The organism is Streptomyces sp. NBC_00322 (assembly GCF_036147535.1).
GTDB lineage: Bacteria > Actinomycetota > Actinomycetes > Streptomycetales > Streptomycetaceae > Streptomyces.
Genome location: NZ_CP108019.1, coordinates 8,329,998 through 8,348,022 on the forward strand (window position 1 = coordinate 8,329,998; position 18,025 = coordinate 8,348,022).

Below are 18,025 nucleotides of genomic sequence, written 5' to 3' on the forward strand. Positions count from 1 at the left end.
CAGATAATGGAAGTGGGTCACTGGGATTCGGCCTCTCGACGATGCATCATCGGCACCGTAGCCAGACCGAGCGGCCGCTCGCTGAACGCCGGCTCGGCCGCGACCTCGAAGAACCTGTTGGTGCTCGAGTCGCCCAGGGTCGTGTCGACGTACTCCTGGACCGTCGCCAAGGAGGGCGACTCCCAGAGGCACACCACCTGCGAGGCGTCCGTGCTGGGGTAGAACTGCAGGACCCGGACCCCCTCGGGAGCGCCGTCCCCGATTTGCAGCCGCTCTCCACGAGGGAACGCGGTGCGGGGGTCCTGGATCGCATGCTGGGCCACGACGTACATCTCGGTCTCCTTCGTCCTGCGGTCCCGGCGGGGCCGGTATGGCCTTGACGCTACGGAGACGGAGCGGGGTCCGGCATCGCTCGAACCCACCATTCGGTGACCCGACCCGTGGTCAGGAACGACCACTGGCGCGGACCAGCCCGTGTTCGAACGCAAACGCGCTGGCCGCGGTCCGCGACCCCACGTCGAGCTTGGCGAAGATGTTCTGGAGGTGCCGCGCCACGGTGTGCTCGCTGATCACGAGCCGCTCGCCGATCTCCTTGTTGCTGAGCCCGCCCGCCAGCAGCCCCAGCACCTCGACTTCCCGCGCAGACAGACCGTGCCGGTCCCGAGACGGAGTGCCGAGCGCCTCGACGGCGGCCAGGTCGGGCGCCGCACCCAGCCCGGCGAAGGCCGTCCTCGCGGACTCCAGCTCCAGCGCGGCCGACTCCTCGTCACCGAGGGCCCGGCAGGCCCGGCCCACCAGCACCCTCGCCCGCGCCGCGTCGTACGGCGCCCCGAGGTCGGCCCAGGCCTCGAACGCCCGGCGGGCGCCCCGCAGCGCCGGCTCGACCTCGTCACGGGCGAGATCGAGCGACGCGCGGGCGTGGGCATGGGCGGCAACAAGGGCCTCGGTGCGATGGCGCCCGAGGATCAGCTCGAACTGCTCGCAGGCTGCCCGTGCCGCGTCGAGGTCGCCCAGCGCCAGCATGATCTCGACGTACGCCGGGAGGAGGGCCGCCTGTTGCAGCGCCTCCACCTGCTCGACCAGGCCCCGCCGGATCGCCGCAGCCGCGGCGTCGACCCGGCCCTGGACGAGGTTGAGCAGGGCCAGCCCGGGCAGCGGGTCGCAGCCCAGCAAGCTGGCCGCGCGGTAACACGCTTCCGCCGCGTCGACGTCCCCACGGAGGCGGTGGATCTCCCCCTGCCGGTAGTGCGCCTTCCCGGTCGCGATCCGGTTGAGCATCCCGTCGGTGAACCGCTCCGCGGCCACGTTGGCCTCGCGCGCCGCGTCGTCCCAGGCACCTTCCAGCTGGAGCATCTCCGCGCGGTGCACCAGGCACAGGCCGTTGTGGGCGACCATCTGTGGGCGGGCCGCGCACCAGGCCGCGAGCGCGTCGGTCCACTCGCGCGTGTGCCGGATCTCGTGGGCGTCGTGGCAGTAGTCGATCGTGTTGCAGTAGACGATGCCGCTCACCACCGGGGAGAGCGCCCCGGAGCTGACCACCACGAGGACCTCACCGGCGAGACCGAGGCCCTCCTCCGTCCTGCCCTGCTTGACCAACGCCCGGGCCTGGTCGTCCCTCGCCAGCCACGCGAGATCCGCGTCGCCGAAGCGGTCGCCGATGGCCGCCGCCTCGACGGCGGTGGCGAACCCGTCCTCCCAGTCGCCCCTCCCCATCTGCCGCAGCCAGACGGGGATCAGCAGGTAGCCGCGCTCCACACAGTCCTCGCCCGCTTCGTCGACGAGCCGCCGGCCCAGATCGAACCAGCCTGCTGCGCGCGCACCCTGCCCGCGGAACAGCAGACTGTGCCCGATCCAGAACGCGGCCCGGGCTGCAGAGGGGGCGCGTCCGGCCTCGAGATGGGCTCGGTGCGCCGCCTCGAGCGCAGCCACGTATTCCTCGTCGCGCCCCAGCATGTACGCCGCGCGGGCGAGCGTCTCGAGGTCAGCGGCGGCCGGCTCCCGCGCGGCACGGGCGCGACTCAGCGCGTCGTACGCCTCGAGCCACGCCTCGCGCTGCGCGCACGCGCGGCCCTGCTCCAGCAGGACGTCGGGATCCGGCACATGTCGATTATCGACCCGCCGCCCCGCTGTCGCCCGCTCTCCTTCGACCTGACCGAGGGACACGCGGCCGACACCCCCGCATCATCCCGGTCCTGGAGAAGGTCATGGCCCGCGGCCGCGCCGGCCGCCCGCGCGCCCGGCCCGGCGCGGTCGTCGCGACGAGGCTTACTCGTCGCGGCGCCAACCGCGCCCACCTGCGCAAACGAAAGACCAAGGCGGTCATCCCGGAGAAGATCGACCAGGCCGCCAACAGCAACCGCCGACCGGGCTCAGTCCCACCATCCTTCGCCGGACTGCCGGCAGCGCACCCACTCCAGATACCCCCACGGCTCGTCAGCGGGCAACGGGCTGGCACCGACGTCTGCGACCAACCACACCTCGCCGCGGCCCTTGCGTATTGAACTAGCACATCGCCCCACCGCTGCGAAGTTGGCGGCGTAGGCTCGAAGCTGGGTGCCGGGTCGCGCCTCCCCCGTCGCGATCCGGCACCTGACCGTCCCGCGCCATCGCGTTCGGTCTCCCGGTGGGTGCGGGCGGCGCCTACTGCCCTGCTACTGAACTTGATTGGGTGACTGCCCGGCTGACCAAACTGGCTGCGCGGCTTCTGTGGTCTGGGTCGGCGAGTACGGACACCGTCCCAGGGCATCTCCCGGCCCCCCAAGGTGCAAGTGTCGATGCCGATGTTCTGCTCGATGACGTGCAGCTGGTCAGCTCCGACGACGAGGTGTTCGGGTGGCCAGGTCCGCTTCCCTCAGCACCCGGGTACGGCCGAAAGACCACGTTCCCAGACCCGCCAGTACGGCCGCCCCGAGTCCATACATTGGCAGCCATCGGGTCGTGGTGGATGCCAGGCAGTCGGCAGTGGCTTCATGGCTCTGCCTGTCCTGCGCGTAAGCCAGGGCGGCACCGTCGCGACTGGCGAGGTTGGCCAGCGCGGCCTCTGCCTGCAGGCTCTCGTACTTGCCCATGTTCCGGCAGTCGCTGCGGGTCCGTGGCATGGGAAGGAGCCACGCCGAGCGCTGCAGCATCGGGGCCAGAGCGATCGCGACGCACAGGCCCACCACCAGCGAGTATGCGACCAGATTCTGCGTGTACGCAGAGCGGAGCCCAGGCGTCCACGGCGGCAGGCGATAGGCGGAGAAGATCACCGCGAGAAGCGTCACTCCGATGTATGCGGCGAACCACTCCCAGGAGCCCTGAGCGAGTGCGAACGTCAGCACGGCGGCGAGCCCGATGCCAATGACCCCTGCCTGGGCGGGGGCGCCATGGTCGCCTGTGCCGGCCGATGTGCTTTTCCGGGATTCCTGAGTGTCAAGCTCGTCCACGGTCTCTCCTCCCTCTCGTCCGAGCCACCGATGTTCGCGCATATCGCACCTTCAGCCTGACGCACTGGTGGACCATCCAGGGAGCCGCCCGGTTGGCAGACCTTCGGTCGGGTCGCTCCGCGGCTTCATTCCGGTCAGGCGTCATCGAGGTGGTCGGCGATTGGATGGCAAGCCCTTGCGGGGCTCCACTCGGAACCTCGAGTGGAGCCCCGCTTCGCCTGCTGCCACCGCTGCTGCAGCGGAGCGGGGGTGCAGCGCTATGCGCCGGCCTTCTCGAGGAAACTCAGGCTGGGCATGAAGAAGTACTCGCCGCCCATCATCGTGACCGACTGCTTGAGAGTGGCCCTGATCCGCTCGTCGTTGCCGTGCTTCTGCGGCCATTCCTGTTCTGTCACCTCACCTTGCCCGATGATCGGGTCGAGCCCGGTATCCAGAGCGCCCGCCGGATTCGGTCTCACCTCGGGACACGCAGGAACTTGGGATCGTTGCACCAGGACTGCTGCATGAACTCGAACTGGTTCTGGATGCTGCTCTGGCGTCCCTTCGGACCGATCGGCGATTTGTTTGCGAGGTCGAGGGGCATGGCGGACTACTCCGTTCGCGATGGAACAGGGGGAGCGGGCACAGCGGGCTCTGATTTCCGTTCCCATGGTGCTCGCGACGATTAACGGGTGAGGTGTGCGATTACTCCGGGTGCCCGGGGCAATCCCGCGCATGGCCTTCGTCGTCTTGACATGACTGCGCTCTTGGGAACGGGGCTGCTCCCTGGCCGTCCGCCGGCCGCGGAGGGAGGGCGTGGCCCCCCGACGCTGCGTCGAAGGGGCCCGCACCGCGCACACCGCGGTCTCCCGTCGGGCCGCAAACCCACGAAGTCGACGAGGAAGCCGAGACGTGGCGTATCCGGTGAACGATGAGCAGCGTTCACGCGTCTGGGGGAGTGGCAACGATCGGATGCGTGGCTTCCTCAGTGGCATGGTCAGGTGAAGCGGGCAGCGGCAGGCGGATGGCTGCCGCGACCGCATTCGAGGGCTGGTTTCCTGATAGTTCGCGCTACCTGCTCGCTCGCGTCAGGGCCGTCGCCTCACGTTCCGCGCGCCGACGGCGAGCAGGGCGTCTCGGAGCCAGAGCGCGGGGTCGGAGTTCGCCACGCCGAGGGGGTCGGCGCTTTCGGACGCCTCGTTGAAGATGCGGTCTCGGCGAAGACCGCTCAGGGGCAGCCCTTGGCGAAGGGCTCCGCTCAGGAGGCCGATGCTGACGGCCCGGTGGTCGGGTTCGAGGGCGGTCTTCTGGCTGACCAGTAGGTGGGGGTTGGTCGAGGCGGGCCACCGCTGGTGGCGGTAGTTCGTCCAGTCGGCGGCGAGTTGGTGGGTGAGGAGCTGTCGACCTGCGTTATCGCATTAGTAAGGCACCGTAGTTGTCGCCGGATCGACACGCTATTTGTCAGCGGAAATGGGATCGGCAGAGCAACTGCCATCGGACACGCCGCTGAAGGCACCCGAGGACACCTTCGATGTTGGTCGAACGCCGGGACGAATGCGGTGTACTCCTGAAGGGTGACGCAGAGCTTTTCCGACCTTTGGCGTGCGTTGGCGGGGAAGGGATTCGGAGGCCCAAAAGATCGGCGGCATCCCGCTGGGGGGCGCCGCACGTCAGAAGTGGAGTCGGCCTTGTCGCCTGTACCGAACGGCCTCTACATGATCGCCCGTCCTGGCGAGCAACTGCTCACGCTGGACGGAGAGGAGCCCAAGACACCCGTTGTCCTGCTGCTGCCCACCGGCAACCCCGGCGAGCAGGAATGGCAGGTTGAGGAGCTCAGCAACGGCAACTGCACGATCCGCAATCTCAGGACCCAAACGTATCTGTCCTTCGACGGCGACCCGGAGATGAACAAGCCGGTCGTCGGGTACCCCGAGCCCCGCGAGTGGGCGCTCTACCAGAGCGCGCAGCCACACACCTTCCACGTTGTCGTCCCGGGAGGCCCCGTCGACGGCCAGGAACTGGCCCTGGACCTCAGCCTGCTGAGGATCTTCCCTCCCCGAACTGCCCTGAGGCCACTCGACGTTAACGATCGACGTCAGGCATGGACCTTCCAGTTCACGGAGTAGAGGCGCGAACTGGGTGCCCGGGTCGGCGGCCGACCCGGGCGCTTCCCCCAAAGTGCGGCCCTGCGACGACGGCCCGCCTGCGGTGATTCACCGGGAACGACCGACACTGTCGACGAAGGCGCGTCAGTGGTGGTGGCCGTGCCGGCCGAGGGTCTCCACGGGGGTCGCGCCGGGGCGGGTCCACTGCGGCACGGGCCGGCTGGTCGGGCCCCAGGTGGCGACGCCGTCGGCGTCCGAGCGCCAGTACCAGCAGGCCTGGCGGCCCTCGGACGGGTGCCCCTCGCCGACATCGCCGATCACGGGCCAGCCCTCGGGGTTGTCCTCCCATGCCTCGCCGCGGCCGTAGGGCGTCATGTCGAGCAGGGCGAGGGACCCGTTGACCGGCTCGTTGCCACGGCCCGTCGTGGAGTAGGTGACGAACACGCGGTCGCCGTCGCGCAGGAAACAGACGATGTGCCCCATTTCTCCGCCGACCGGCGCCTCCGCGCCTCGCACCGAGTACCAGGGCTGGGTGTAACCCATGAACTCGACGTAGGGAGCCACCTCGTTCCAGGGGCCCGAGGTCAGGACGGCGAACGAGACGCCCCGGGCGTTGAGGTAGACGGCGTCCTTCACGTGCCAGGCCGTGGTGGTGCAGCCCTCGCACTGCCCCTGGTGCGGCGCGTCGTCGTACCACATGTGCTTGTAGACCACGAGCTCGTCGCGCCCCTGGAACAGGTCGAGGAACGCGACCGGCCCGTCAACGCCGATGACCTCGACCGCGCCGTCGAGATCGACCATCGGCAGCCGCCGCCGGGCCGCGGCGATCGCGTCGCCCTCACGGGTGTGCGCCTTCTCGCGGACCAGCAGCTCCTCGCGCGCCGCCTGCCAGGTGGCCAGGTCGACGACTGGCGGCTTGCCGGGGAGGTTGCTGCTTGCGTTGCCGGGCGTGGTCGTCATGTGTCCTCCGTGGTGTCTCGTGCCGGGCAGCGTCGTACGACGTCCTACGAGGCTCACCAGAACAGACTCGCGACCCGGCCGGAACTCATCGCGGCGGGGGGCCCTCGGCCGAGCCTGCACGGACCACGTAGGGCCGACAAGTTCACAGACGCGCTGGCTCTTCAAGCTTGGCAGAACCGGGCGACGATGACCGACAGGTGCTGGGAAGCCCCTGGAGATCTTGAAATCGCGGTCGGACCCCGTCTCGAGGTCTACGTGTTTTCAGTTTCGGCCACATCACGCTGGGCCGCCTGTCACGCCGCTGGCAGCTCCCCGCCGGCCGGGGCCGAGAGTCCGCTGACGCGTCGCCCCGTTCCCGTAGTCAGCGATTTCCGCTACTTCGCGACGGACGGTGACGTTTGCCCGGACGGGCATGCATGTTCGACAGCGAGGCCCGTCCTACCGCCCTCGATACCTGCCCTCCAGCTTGTGGCCATGTCCTCCGGGATGGCCCAGCTCGTCGATGAGCTGATCGTGCGGATGGGTGCCGGATCGGGCCGTGGCTACCACCGGGCGATGTCGCGGTTGGCGGACGCCGCGCAGGACGGTGGCTCCGCGAGCGACTCGACCTGGGCCCCGGTCGCTCGGGCGGACGTCCCCCCGGACGGACGGCAAGCCCCGGCCGACCACAGCCCCGTCGTTGACGGGCGCGCCCCCACGGTCTGAAGGCCCGTCACGGTTCTCCCCTGAGCATCTGCCGGGTGCGCTCCTACCGGAGCACCGACTGCGTTGCGAAAAGGGCCAGTTGGGCGACCGTCACTTGCCGATCCGGGTGTTAGGTGGGCGGCGCGGACTCCTCGCCGACGCAGAGAACAAGGCGAACGCTGGGTCGGGGAGTCCCCTTCCGCTGCGTTCCGTGATGCGGAGTGTGCTGTGTGTGATCGGTATGGCGTGAACCCCTCTTGAGGCGGCCGGGGAAGTGGCAAAAGATTGCCCTGTGCCAACGGGGGACGGGCGCTCCGGTGTACTCCGTGGCACATCCGTCTGGTTCGCGATTTGAGGAGACTGCCGAATGCCCGACGCCGGGCCTCGAGGCACCGCACACCCGATCACGCTGACCGACGGCACTACCACTCGGACCCGGGAGGTGACGCCCGATGACCTTGGACTGGTCCAGGCGCTGCATCGCCGTTGCTCGCGCGGCAGCCGAGCCCTGCGCTACCACGCGGGTAAGCCTGAGCTGTCTCCGGCCGGCTGGCGGCTGCTGTCCGACCCGGAGCGCGGTACCACCTTGGTGACCACCACGGCCGAGTGCCGGGACCGCATCATCGCCATGACCAATGTCATGCGGACCGACCGGCCGGGGGTGGGCGAACTCGCCGTGCTGGTCGAGGATGAGTGGCAGTCCAAGGGACTGGGCACCGCGCTGGCCGCACATGCGGCCGATGTGGCTCGCCGCGCCGGCCACCACACCCTGACCGCTGCGGTCGCCGCGGTCAACACACCGATGCTTCACGTCCTGAAGAGTCTGGACGTACCGCCCGTCCGCACCCCCGGGCCAGTCCTTGACGTCCACATTCCGCTGTAGCAGAGCCCCTACGGCCTGTGCGGGAACGGCGTAACTCACCTCGGCTCAGAAGTGGGCGAGTTTCTCGGTGTCGGCGGCGTCGACGCTCACTGATCCCGCCTACGGAAGAGGACTGGGACCGGTTCGGTGCGGCCCCGGCGGCCGACCAGGACTCCGCCAATAGCCTGGACTGGTTCATGGCGACGGGTCCTGCGCTCGGTCGGCTTCCCGACTCGTTCACGGGCTCGGTCGTCTTCCTTGAAGGCTAAGGTGACCAGCAGTCAAGTGTGGTGTTCGCCAACCGCGCGGTCACCGCACCGTTTCGCACTGCGACAGGCGGACCTGACGGACCAACCAACTCCGCCCTCCGCAGGCTGGGTGCAAGCCCCGGGGACCATCCGGACGAGTGGATCAGGTCTCGGTGGTCGCGACAATGCACCACTGGCCGACCTCGCGGTAGTCCGAGTCGTAGATGGCCGAACCATCGCCGGGCTTCAGCGGGTAATGGTGGAGGTTCCCGCCCCAGTATCGGAGGATGCGGCCCAACTCACCTGCGGCATCCTCCGCTAACCACCCGTCAACCATGTTGACCTCGAGGACGAACTTCACGTTCCTCGCCTCCCAATCAGCGATCTGTTCGGCCCGGCCATCGGACAGGACCCTGCGGTGTCAATTGTTTCATTGAATCGCTATTGGATACTTTGGAGACCACCACTGCTGGTCAGTGCATCGATATGCCAGAAAAGTCTCAACCGGGGGTGAGGCGCTAGGGGTGGCGCGGGGCCGTTCGCTTGGGTGCCGCCCGATGTGAGCCACGGCGACCGTCAAGCGTCCGTTTGGCGAGCTTGGCTCAGCACTCGCGTGGCGGGACGACCTCCGGGAGATGGCGGCGCGCTCGACGTTCGGGCCTTGCCGACAAGGGAAAGAACTTCTGGTTCCGCGGCTGCATCCGTAGGCCGATGGGACATCCGCCTGGGCCAACGACGCGTACCCGTACGCGGCGCGCCACCGCTTCGCGAGAAGCTTGTCAGTCCCATGGGACGGCAAAAGGCAAAGGCAAGGAGAGCTCTCTCCTTGCCACTCTCAACGTATAGCGCGCTGGGGGGCTTGCCGCAAGACCCGGGTCACGGCGCAGAATCGTCGGCCGATGCCACAACCTGCGGAAATGAGGGCACGACGTGCGTGTGTTGTTGTCGACGTATGGGGGACGCGGTGACGTCGAACCAGTGGTGGGACCCGCAGTGCAGTTGCGAGTGCTCGGCGCGGAGGTGCGGGGGTGCGCGCCGCCCGACTGGGCGGAGCGGCCGGCCGACGCGTCGGAGGGAAGGCAACCAGGGATGAGGACGTGCTCGACAAGAGGTTCGACAGAGTTGGAGGCGCCGGTGATTCGATCGGCCACCACAGTGCAACGGAGCACGGCTGCCTCGGAGGTATCGCAATGACTGAGCGGTACGTGTTGGATCTTCAAGAGGTTGACGAGATGCAGGTCGCGGTCGTTGGCGGCAAGGGCGCGCATCTGGGCGGGCTGTCGCGGATCGAAGGCATCCGCGTGCCGGCCGGCTTCTGCGTGACGACGGATGCCTTCCGGCGGGTCATGGCGGAAGCGCCGTCGATCGACGATCGGCTCGATCAGCTGTCGCGGCTGAACCCGGACGACCGGGAGGCGATCCGCACTCTCAGCGCGGAGATCCGTCGGACCATCGAAGGGATTGCCATCCCGGGCGACGTCGCGGCGGCGATCATCCGCGCGCCCGCCCAGCTCGGCGAGCAAGCCGCCTGCGCCGTCCGATCCAGCGCGACTGCAGAGGACCTTCCGACTGCCTCCTTCGCCGGTCAGCAGGACACGTATTTGAACGTCGTGGGGCCGACGGCGATCCTCCAGCACGTCAGCCGGTGCTGGGCCTCGCTGTTCACCGACCGGGCCGTGACCTACCGTCAGCGGAACGGCATCGACCACCGTACGGTCCACATGGCCGTGGTCGTGCAGCAGATGGTCTTCCCGCATGCGGCAGGCATCCTGTTCACGGCCGACCCCGTCACGGGCAACCGGAAGGTCGCCACCGTGGACGCCGGCTTCGGCCTCGGCGAGGCCCTGGTCTCCGGCCTGGTGAACCCGGACGTCTTCAAGGTGCGGCACGGCGAAGTCGTCGCCAAGGCGATCGCCGCCAAACAGCGTGCCGTTCACGCCCTGTCGGCCGGCGGTACGCAGGAGGTGGCGATCGACTCGCAGCGGCAGGAGGAGCCGGCGCTGACGGATGCGCAGGCCGTGCGGCTCGTGCAGCTCGGGCGGCGGATCGAAGCGCACTTCGGCAGCCCACAGGACATCGAATGGTGCCTGGTCGACGACGACTTCCAGATCGTTCAGAGCCGGCCGATCACGACGCTGTTCCCCATCCCCGAGACCGACGACCAGGAGAATCACGTCTACGTCTCCGTCGGTCATCAGCAGATGATGACCGACCCCATGAAGCCTCTGGGGTTCTCCATGTGGCAGCTGACAGCCATGGTGCCGATGCACGAGGCCGGCGGGAGGCTGTTCGTCGACGTCACCCGGCGCCTGGCCTCGCCCGCGAGCCGCGCCGGCCTCCTGGACCTCATGGGGAGAGGCGATCCGCTGATCAGGGACGCTCTGGAGACCGTCCTCGACCGCGACGATTTCGTCCCGTCGCTCCCGGACGCGGGTCCCGGCGGGCCGTCGGCCGGCGGCGCGCCCGCACCGATCGAGACCGATCCGGCCATCGTCGCCGAGCTGATCGAGCGCAGCCAGGTGTCCATCGCCGCCCTGGAGCGCGACATCCGGACGAAGACCGGACCGTCGCTGTTCGACTTCCTGCTGAAGGCCTTCCAGGAGCACAAGCGAGTCCTCAGTGATCCGCTGAGCATGCAGGCGATCATGGCTGGGATGGAGGCCACGTGGTGGCTCAACGACAAGCTGCAGGAGTGGCTGGGCGAGAAGAACGCGGCTGACACGCTCACGCTGTCCGCCCCCGACAACGTCACGTCGGAGATGGGACTGGCGCTGCTCGACGTCGCCGACGTCATCCGCCCGCAGTCGGAGGTGGTGGCGTTCCTGCAGGGCGGCGTCGAGGACGAGGGCTTCCTGGACGAGCTGGCGAAGCTCGAGGGCGGGACGGAAGCGCGCGACGCCATCGAGGCCTACCTCGACCGGTACGGCATGCGCTGCGTCGGCGAGATCGACATCACGAGGCCGCGTTGGCGCGAGCGCCCCACCACGCTCGTGCCCGTGATCCTCGACAACGTCAGGAACTTCGAGCCGGGCGCCGCCGAGCGGCGCTTCGAGCAAGGGCGGCAGAAAGCGCAGAAGAAGGAACAGGACGTGCTGTCACGCTTGCGGGCCCTGCCGGACGGGGACCAAAAGGCCGACGAGGCCAAGCGGATGATCGACCGGGTCAGAACCTTCATCGGGTACCGGGAGTACCCGAAGTACGGCATCGTCAGCCGCTCCTTCGTGTACAAGCAGGCCTTGCTGGAGGAGGCTGAGCGCCTCGTGCAGGCCAACGTGCTTCCTGAGAAGGAGGACATCTTCTACCTCACGTTCCAGGAGCTCCACGACGTCGTGCGCTCGAACCAGGTGGATGACCAGCTCATCCAGCAGCGCAAGGACGCGTTCCGGTCGTACCACGCGCTCACACCGCCCCGGGTGCTCACGTCGGATGGTGAGGCCGTCACCGGGGCGTACCGGCGCGACGACGTGCCGGCCGGCGGCCTGATCGGCCTAGGGGTTTCCGCCGGGACCATCGAGGGAAGGGCCCGCGTCATCCTTGACATGGAGGAGGCCGATCTCGAAGCGGGCGACATCCTGGTCACGACCTTCACGGACCCCAGCTGGTCGCCGCTGTTCGTCGGAATCGCGGGCCTGGTGACGGAGGTGGGCGGCCTGATGACCCATGGCGCAGTGATCGCCCGGGAGTACGGCTTGCCGGCCGTCGTGGGCGTGGAGCAGGCCACCCGGCTGATCCGGGACGGGCAGCGGATCCGCGTGCACGGAACCGACGGGTACGTCGAGATCCTGCCTTGACCGACCACACCGAGAAGCCCCATCCGTAACTTCCGACTAAACAGCGCCAAGCAGTTGATGACCATCCCACGACCGCCGCCCGCAACGCGCACACGCAGACACGACCCGTAATTGTTCTTCACCTGGGAAGTGCCTCTTCCGCTACCACGTACAGGACCCTCAGCACGTCCTATCGTTGCAGCTCAGAGGCACTTTCTGCTTTCTCGATCACCTACCGGACAGCGCCCCTCGTGATAGCCCGCGGCTAGGGTGAGCGCGTCCGGTGTGCGAGGGGGAGGCGATGTGGGGAACCGGCTGCGAGTCATCGACCTTGCGCGGAGCGCCGGGATCTCGGTGCAGCAGGTCCGCAATTACGTGGAGATGGGGCTTCTCCCGCCGGTCGAACGCACCGCTAGTGGCTACCGCATCTTCACCAGCGCACACGCTGAGGCCCTTGCCACGGCCCGAGAGGTAGCCGCCGGCCACGGCTGGACGACCGCCCGGATCGTCATGTCTGCTGTCCACAACGGCGATCTGGAAGGCGCACTGGCCGCCCTCGATGCAAGCCATGCCCGACTCAGCCGGGAACGCAGCGAACTGGCGGCAGTGCACGACGTCTTGGAAACCGTCCTGGCGCAGCAAGCGACCTCCTCCGCCACCGCGCATCGCGGCATGCGCATCGGCCAGGTCGCTTGTGCCGTCGGTGTGCGGCCACCCGTACTCCGGCTCTGGGAATCCCGCGGTCTCCTGCGGCCGGACCGCGAACCGTCCACGGGATACCGCCTCTACAGCGGCTCGGAGCTGCACGCAGCGCACGTCATCGCGCTTTTACGACGAGGCAACTACCCGCTCGCGACCGTCAACGCAGTCCTGAATGAACTGCGCACGACCGGCAGCCCCGAGCGCGTCCTCAGCGAGCTGACCCATCGGGCACGGGACCTTCACCGCCGAAGTCTCGACCGGCTCAGGGCCTCTGCGGCCCTGCATACCTACTTGAACCAGCTCGGACATACCGGATGACGCCCAACGCGACCTGGACGTCATGCCGTTATCGCCCTGTACCTCAGTGACCCAACACCGTGTTGGACGACTCTCTGCGACTCAAGCGCCTTTGTGGAGCACATCGAGGCTCCAACTCGACCAGTCCATCGGCGTGGCCAGGCCGGGGCGCATCGCGGTCGCCTCAGAGTGCCACCTGCGCCGGATGTGCCTGCTGAAGCCTCATTAGGGTTCGGTCGTATGACGGATTTTGTCAACCCACTGGTCAGCGTGTACGCGGAGTTGATGGACAGGCTCAGTCCGCTGCCGCCGGTGTGTCTGCTGCGGGACATCGGACACCCCACTGGGCAAGGGCCGACGCCGCCCGGGGCCACGAATGGGACGGCGCCCCTCAATACCTTCCAGATCATTTTCGAAGGCCGCTCGCCCCGCGCCGGGAAATAGTTCAATGCAGTACGGACTAACCGTCCAGTTTGCACTCCCGATTGATGAGAATCCGACCGTCGGCGCGTCCAAAGGTTGATCCCCGGCCCGGTCCGGATGGCGGTCCACGCGCGGAGACAGTGAATGCGGTAATGGCGTTAATTCGCCTTCGGTTGGGTTTCGTATCCCGGCATGCTGTGGTGGCCGGACGTTCCTGATGCTTCATCGGCGGGGTAGGCGCCGGCGCATGGGCAGGAGAGGGAGGGGATGATCGACGACTGCTGACGACTGCTGACGGCTGCAAGGACATCCGGGCATCGAAGTCCGGATGGGCCGGATCCATCACGCCAGCGCTTTCGAACCTGACATTTCCCCGCGCAATGCGGCCGGCCGCAGTACCGAATTCAACGTTCCCAACTCTTAGGGGGGTTGGCCATGAGTAGAGGGCTTTTTCGCACCGTCGCACTTCTGGCAACGTGCGGTTCCATTCTGTGCCTCACGGGCGGGGCTGGTGCGGCCTCCGCCGCACCGCCGCCAGGCATTCTCGCTACGACGCTGGTGAACAAGACCGGCACGACCATTACTGTCGTCGCCGGCGTGGGACGGGGGAACACCATCACCGTCTGGCAGACCGGCACCAGCATCAGGATCAGGGACACCGGAGACACGGTCGCACCGTCCGGCGACTGCATCGCAATCAGCGCGACCGAAGTCGCGTGTCCGGCCGCCGACACCACTGAACTCGTGGTCAACGCAGGCGACCAGGCCGACAATGTCACCTCCTCCCTGGCGAACGTCGGCGTCACGCTGATCGGCGGCCCGGGCGACGACTACCTCTATGGCGGGTCCGCCAACGACACCCTCCAAGGCGACGAGGGCTCCGACTTCCTCTCGGGTGGCGCAGGCAACGACACGCTGACCGGGGGAGCCGAAGCGGACAGGATCTTCGGCGGCGGCGGCAACGACTCCATCGAGGGACGCGGCGGCGCGGACATCATCAACGGCAACGCCGGAAACGATGTGATCGACGGTGGCAGCGGCAATGAGCAGATCGTCGCCGGCGCCGGCAACGACTACGCCGACGGCGGGAGCGGTCGGGACACGATCGACGCCGTGGACAACGTCAGCGGCAACGACTATGTCGAAGGGGGTCCTCAAGTGGACGACTGCCGGGCCGACCTGGGCGACAACGTCAGCGGTTGCCCCTGATGAGCGCGTGTGAGCAGCACACCAGATCCCGGCATGCGGCAGGACGAAGCGAAAGGCGGACACCGATGAAAGCGCGGCGCATCTGCACCATGATGGTGGCAATCGGCGCACTTGTCCTCGCTCCGCAGGTCGGCGCCTCCGCCGCGGCCGGTGCGGAGCCGGGGGCCGAAGTCCTCGTCGGCACCACGGTCGTCGAGGAGGTTGGCGACAGCTTGGTCGTCACAGCCGACGAGGGTGTGTCGAACGACATCACCGTCCGGCGGCGCGGCAACGTTGTCGTGGTCACGGACACAGGGGATACTGTGGCCGCCGTCGCTCCTTGTCAGCTGACGTCGGCACACACAGCCGAGTGCCCGTTGCCCATCACGGCGGTTCGGGTCAACGCCAAGGACGCCGATGACGATGTCACCATCTCCCCGAACCTTGACGTTACGGGGACGGTGGTCGGTGGCGCGGGCGACGACCGGCTCAACGGCGGTCCTCGGGCGGACCGGCTCGTCGGCGACGACCCGGCCTCCTTCGGCCTGCTGGCGACTCCGGGTAACGACACCATCAACGGCGGCCCGGGCAACGACACCATCTCCGGGCTGGCCGGCAACGACACCATCAATGGCAATGCCGGTAACGACACCCTCAACGGCGACGACGGCAACGACACCCTCAACGGCGACCAGGGCAATGACACGGTCACCGGAGGCAGGGGCAACGACACGCACAACGGTAACGAGGGCAATGACACCCTCAACGCCGTGGACAACCTGATCGCCAACGACAGCCTCGACGGCGGCCTGGGCTTCGACACCTGCAACCGCGATACCGGCGACACGGCAATCAACTGCCCCTGAGCAATCGCCTGTCATCCGACGGATCCGCCGGATGACCGAAAGGTGTCGGGCCACGCAGCTGCGTGGCCCGACACCGCAGGGTGGTGACGGCGGCCTTTCGCGGACGCTGACCGGGCATCCTGCCGAACGTCCCTTCGGCAGCCGCCCACGAGGGCAGGCGAGGGCCCCGACCGGATCGATGGTCGGAGCCCCCGTCGTTGTCCCCCGTCGTTGTCCGTCTCGCGCGTTCAGCCACCCCGCAGTCAGCGCCGCAAGAGGAAGTCGAACACCGCCTGACGGCCCTTGTCGCTCGCTGCCCTGGTCTGCACCGAGTGCGCGGCACCCGGCACCACCACGACCCGAGCTCGCGGCGTCAGCTTCTTCTGGTCGTACAGCCATTCCAGCGGCGTCGACAGATCCCGGTCCCCGCCGAGCAGCAGTACCGGTATGCCAGGGAGTCGGCGGTGCTCCGGCGGCAGCGGCGGCGCCGGCGTGCGCGGCCAGTGCAGACAGCTGAGCATCGAGCCGAGGCCGGTAGCCGTATTGGCGTCGAAGGGGCCGTAGTCGGCCGCTGTCAGCTCCGCGCCCGCCTTCTCCAGAGCTTCCTGGCGCCCTGCCACCGGCGTGTCCGACCTGCCCCACGGATAGCGCCCGTCCAGGCACAGTGTCGAGGCATGCAACCCCTGGCTGAGCTCCTCCGCGGTCGCCGCGCTTCCCTGCCGCACACCCGCGATCAGGCCCCGCAGCGGTCCGGGATCGCCGCCCGCCGCCTTGTGCAGAACGTCGATCATCGCCGCGTAGTCCGGGTCCACGAACTCCCAGGTGGTCAGCGCGTCGAGGACATCGACGCCGTTGTCGTACGTGTCCACCACCTTGGCCAGATCAGCCGTCGGATCCGTATCGCAACCGTTCGCCTCGCATGCCGCCGTCAACACGCGCGGCGCTGCTCGCATCGCGGCGCGGTCCATCGGGTCGTAGCCGGTCTGCGGCACCACCGAGTCCAGCACCAGCCGCGCCACGTGCTGAGGGTGCGTCAGGGAGTACCGCTCAGCGGTGTACGTGCCGTACGAGACACCGTCGAGCGTCATTTTCGGCACGCCCAGCGCCCGGCGCAGCAGCTCCAGGTCGGCGACCGTGTCGCTCGTGCTGTAGAAGCGGCGGTCCGGGCCGATGGCCACGGCGCAGTCCGTCACCGCCCGCACGGTGGGCGGTGTGAGATCGGACGACCCCATCTCCTTCTGCAGCTGCGGGCATTGCAGCGCATTGTCGCCGGTGCCGCGCTGGTCGACCATGACGAGGCGGTAGTCCTGCAGCAACGGCGTCAGCTTTTTGCTCAGCCGTTCCACGAACGGCACACCCGGCTGCCCCGGACCGCCCGTCAGGAACAGCAGCACGCCCTTCGGGGCCTTCACGTTGTCCGCCATCGCGACCTTCAGGCCCAGCCGGTCCGACACGCCGCCGCTGTGGTCGAGCGGGACCGTCAACGTGGCGCAGGTGTAGCCCTCCAAGCCAGGGCAGGCCGCGGCGCCGGAGAGTCCCCCGCTCTCCCCGGCCGACGCCGCAGCCGCCCGGTCCTGCGCCGTCGACGTGCACGTCCCCGACAACATCAGCACGCTGACGGCGGCCAGAGCGACCGTCGCCAGCGCTCTGGGTCTCCGCACCCCCCATACGCCCGGTGTTCCCCGCATCCCCGGCATTCCCTGTGTCCGTCGCACGCCCGCGCCCCCTCGTCTCCGTCGGCCACCAGACTGCGCCGAGCAGGCTCCTTACGGCGAGCTTCCGTGCCACGATTCGAGCAGGTTCGAAGGGACGGCGGGGAGGACCATGATCGAACTCACCGTGGACGCCACCGGGCTGGCTCACTCCCGCTTCGCGGTCTCACCGTTGCACGAGGTCACCGCGACGCTGCTGCCATGGGGCTTGCGCCCGGGCCCTGATGCTGATCCGTGGGTCACACGCGCCCGCCGCGTGCTGCGCCGTGCACGGCTGCCGCTGCTGTCGGAGCTGGCCCTGGACGGTGGCGGCTATGTGCCGGATTTCCTCAGTCCGCATCCGTCCGGGCCCTCGCCCACCGTCGAGGAGGAGCTCGAGCGGGTCCGGTCCACTGCGCCCGAGCGCGTCCTGGGCGAGCTGGCGGCGCTGCGCGACGGACGCCCGTGCAACGGCCTGGCCGGATCGGAGCTGCCCGCAGCGGTACGGCGGGCGGTGGCGCGGGGCGGCGAGTACGTTGCGCGGCAGGCCGCGGACGAACTGCGGCGCTACTGGGGCCTGGCCTTCGCCCCGCACTGGGAGGCCGCGAAGACCACCCTCGACGCGGAGGTCGACCGGTGCGCCGGCGTGCTGGCCCGGCGCGGCGCGGCCGGGCTCTTCAACTCCCTGCACCCGGGCATCCGGTGGGCTGACGGCACGCTGTGCGTGGACAGCCGGTTCACGATCGAGCTGACCGTGCCCTTGGTGGTCGTGGTGCCGTCGCTGGTTGCGCCGGAGCCGGCCGTGGCCGTGGATCCGGTGCGGGCGGGACGCAGGCCGCCGATGGT

Annotated in this window: 15 protein-coding genes; 8 read left to right on the forward strand and 7 right to left on the reverse strand. The window is 68.6% G+C overall.

Translation table 11 applies throughout. From position 1 onward, the window contains the following. Positions 1-17: 17 nt before the first annotated feature. Both OG905_RS37885 and OG905_RS37890 read right to left on the reverse strand, forming a co-directional pair. The gene (locus OG905_RS37885) at positions 18-332 is read right to left on the reverse strand and encodes a hypothetical protein (protein WP_328681670.1); all 315 of its coding nucleotides are present in this window, start codon (positions 330-332) and stop codon (positions 18-20) included. A gap of 112 nt (positions 333-444) precedes the next feature. Continuing rightward, positions 445-2,100 carry a LuxR C-terminal-related transcriptional regulator gene (locus OG905_RS37890; RefSeq protein ID WP_328681672.1) on the reverse strand — a complete coding sequence of 552 codons (1,656 nt, stop codon included), beginning with the start codon at positions 2,098-2,100 and terminating at the stop codon, positions 445-447. 104 nt (positions 2,101-2,204) lie between these two features. On the opposite strand from OG905_RS37890, the gene OG905_RS37895 reads away from it, so the two are divergent. After that, on the forward strand, positions 2,205-2,501 hold the full coding sequence (locus OG905_RS37895) for a hypothetical protein (RefSeq protein WP_328681674.1): 297 nt from the start codon (positions 2,205-2,207) through the stop codon (positions 2,499-2,501). Positions 2,502-2,807: 306 nt separating this feature from the next. Here OG905_RS37895 and OG905_RS37900 read toward each other — a convergent pair whose 3' ends face one another. Both OG905_RS37900 and OG905_RS37905 read right to left on the reverse strand, forming a co-directional pair. Beyond that, entirely contained in the window at positions 2,808-3,425 is a 618-nt protein-coding gene (locus OG905_RS37900) for a hypothetical protein (RefSeq protein ID WP_328681675.1), read from the reverse strand. A 257-nt stretch (positions 3,426-3,682) separates the two neighbouring features. Further along, positions 3,683-3,820 (reverse strand): hypothetical protein, encoded by a 138-nt coding sequence (locus tag OG905_RS37905; RefSeq protein WP_328681678.1) that lies wholly within the window; start codon positions 3,818-3,820, stop codon positions 3,683-3,685. A gap of 1,272 nt (positions 3,821-5,092) precedes the next feature. On the opposite strand from OG905_RS37905, the gene OG905_RS37910 reads away from it, so the two are divergent. Next, the gene (locus OG905_RS37910) at positions 5,093-5,530 is read left to right on the forward strand and encodes a hypothetical protein (RefSeq protein ID WP_328681680.1); all 438 of its coding nucleotides are present in this window, start codon (positions 5,093-5,095) and stop codon (positions 5,528-5,530) included. A 123-nt stretch (positions 5,531-5,653) separates the two neighbouring features. Here the strand turns inward: OG905_RS37910 and OG905_RS37915 are convergent, their stop codons facing one another. After that, positions 5,654-6,469: a DUF899 domain-containing protein gene (locus tag OG905_RS37915; protein ID WP_328681682.1), complete on the reverse strand. Its 816-nt coding sequence runs from the start codon at positions 6,467-6,469 to the stop codon at positions 5,654-5,656. Between the two features lie 474 nt (positions 6,470-6,943). Between OG905_RS37915 and OG905_RS37920 the strand changes: the two genes are divergently transcribed. Next, entirely contained in the window at positions 6,944-7,174 is a 231-nt protein-coding gene (locus OG905_RS37920) for a hypothetical protein (RefSeq protein ID WP_328681684.1), read from the forward strand. Between the two features lie 346 nt (positions 7,175-7,520). After that, on the forward strand, positions 7,521-8,036 hold the full coding sequence (locus OG905_RS37925; RefSeq protein WP_328681686.1) for a GNAT family N-acetyltransferase: 516 nt from the start codon (positions 7,521-7,523) through the stop codon (positions 8,034-8,036). Positions 8,037-8,426: 390 nt separating this feature from the next. Here the strand turns inward: OG905_RS37925 and OG905_RS37930 are convergent, their stop codons facing one another. Then, positions 8,427-8,624, reverse strand: coding sequence for a hypothetical protein (locus tag OG905_RS37930; RefSeq protein WP_328681688.1), 198 nt, complete (start codon positions 8,622-8,624; stop codon positions 8,427-8,429). 829 nt (positions 8,625-9,453) lie between these two features. Between OG905_RS37930 and rph the strand changes: the two genes are divergently transcribed. From rph to OG905_RS37950, 4 genes are all read left to right on the forward strand, one after another. Beyond that, complete coding sequence (rph, locus tag OG905_RS37935; RefSeq protein WP_328681689.1) at positions 9,454-12,054, forward strand: rifamycin-inactivating phosphotransferase; 2,601 nt, start codon at positions 9,454-9,456, stop codon at positions 12,052-12,054. Positions 12,055-12,336: 282 nt separating this feature from the next. Continuing rightward, positions 12,337-13,053 carry a MerR family transcriptional regulator gene (locus OG905_RS37940; RefSeq protein ID WP_328681691.1) on the forward strand — a complete coding sequence of 239 codons (717 nt, stop codon included), beginning with the start codon at positions 12,337-12,339 and terminating at the stop codon, positions 13,051-13,053. A gap of 960 nt (positions 13,054-14,013) precedes the next feature. Next, positions 14,014-14,664, forward strand: a complete 651-nt coding sequence (locus OG905_RS37945) for a calcium-binding protein (RefSeq protein WP_328681693.1) — start codon at positions 14,014-14,016, stop codon at positions 14,662-14,664. 65 nt (positions 14,665-14,729) lie between these two features. Next, on the forward strand, positions 14,730-15,509 hold the full coding sequence (locus tag OG905_RS37950; RefSeq protein WP_328681694.1) for a calcium-binding protein: 780 nt from the start codon (positions 14,730-14,732) through the stop codon (positions 15,507-15,509). A gap of 242 nt (positions 15,510-15,751) precedes the next feature. On the opposite strand, the gene OG905_RS37955 is transcribed toward OG905_RS37950, so the two are convergent. Further along, the gene (locus OG905_RS37955) at positions 15,752-17,149 is read right to left on the reverse strand and encodes an alpha/beta fold hydrolase (protein ID WP_328681696.1); all 1,398 of its coding nucleotides are present in this window, start codon (positions 17,147-17,149) and stop codon (positions 15,752-15,754) included. Positions 17,150-18,025 lie beyond the last annotated feature (876 nt).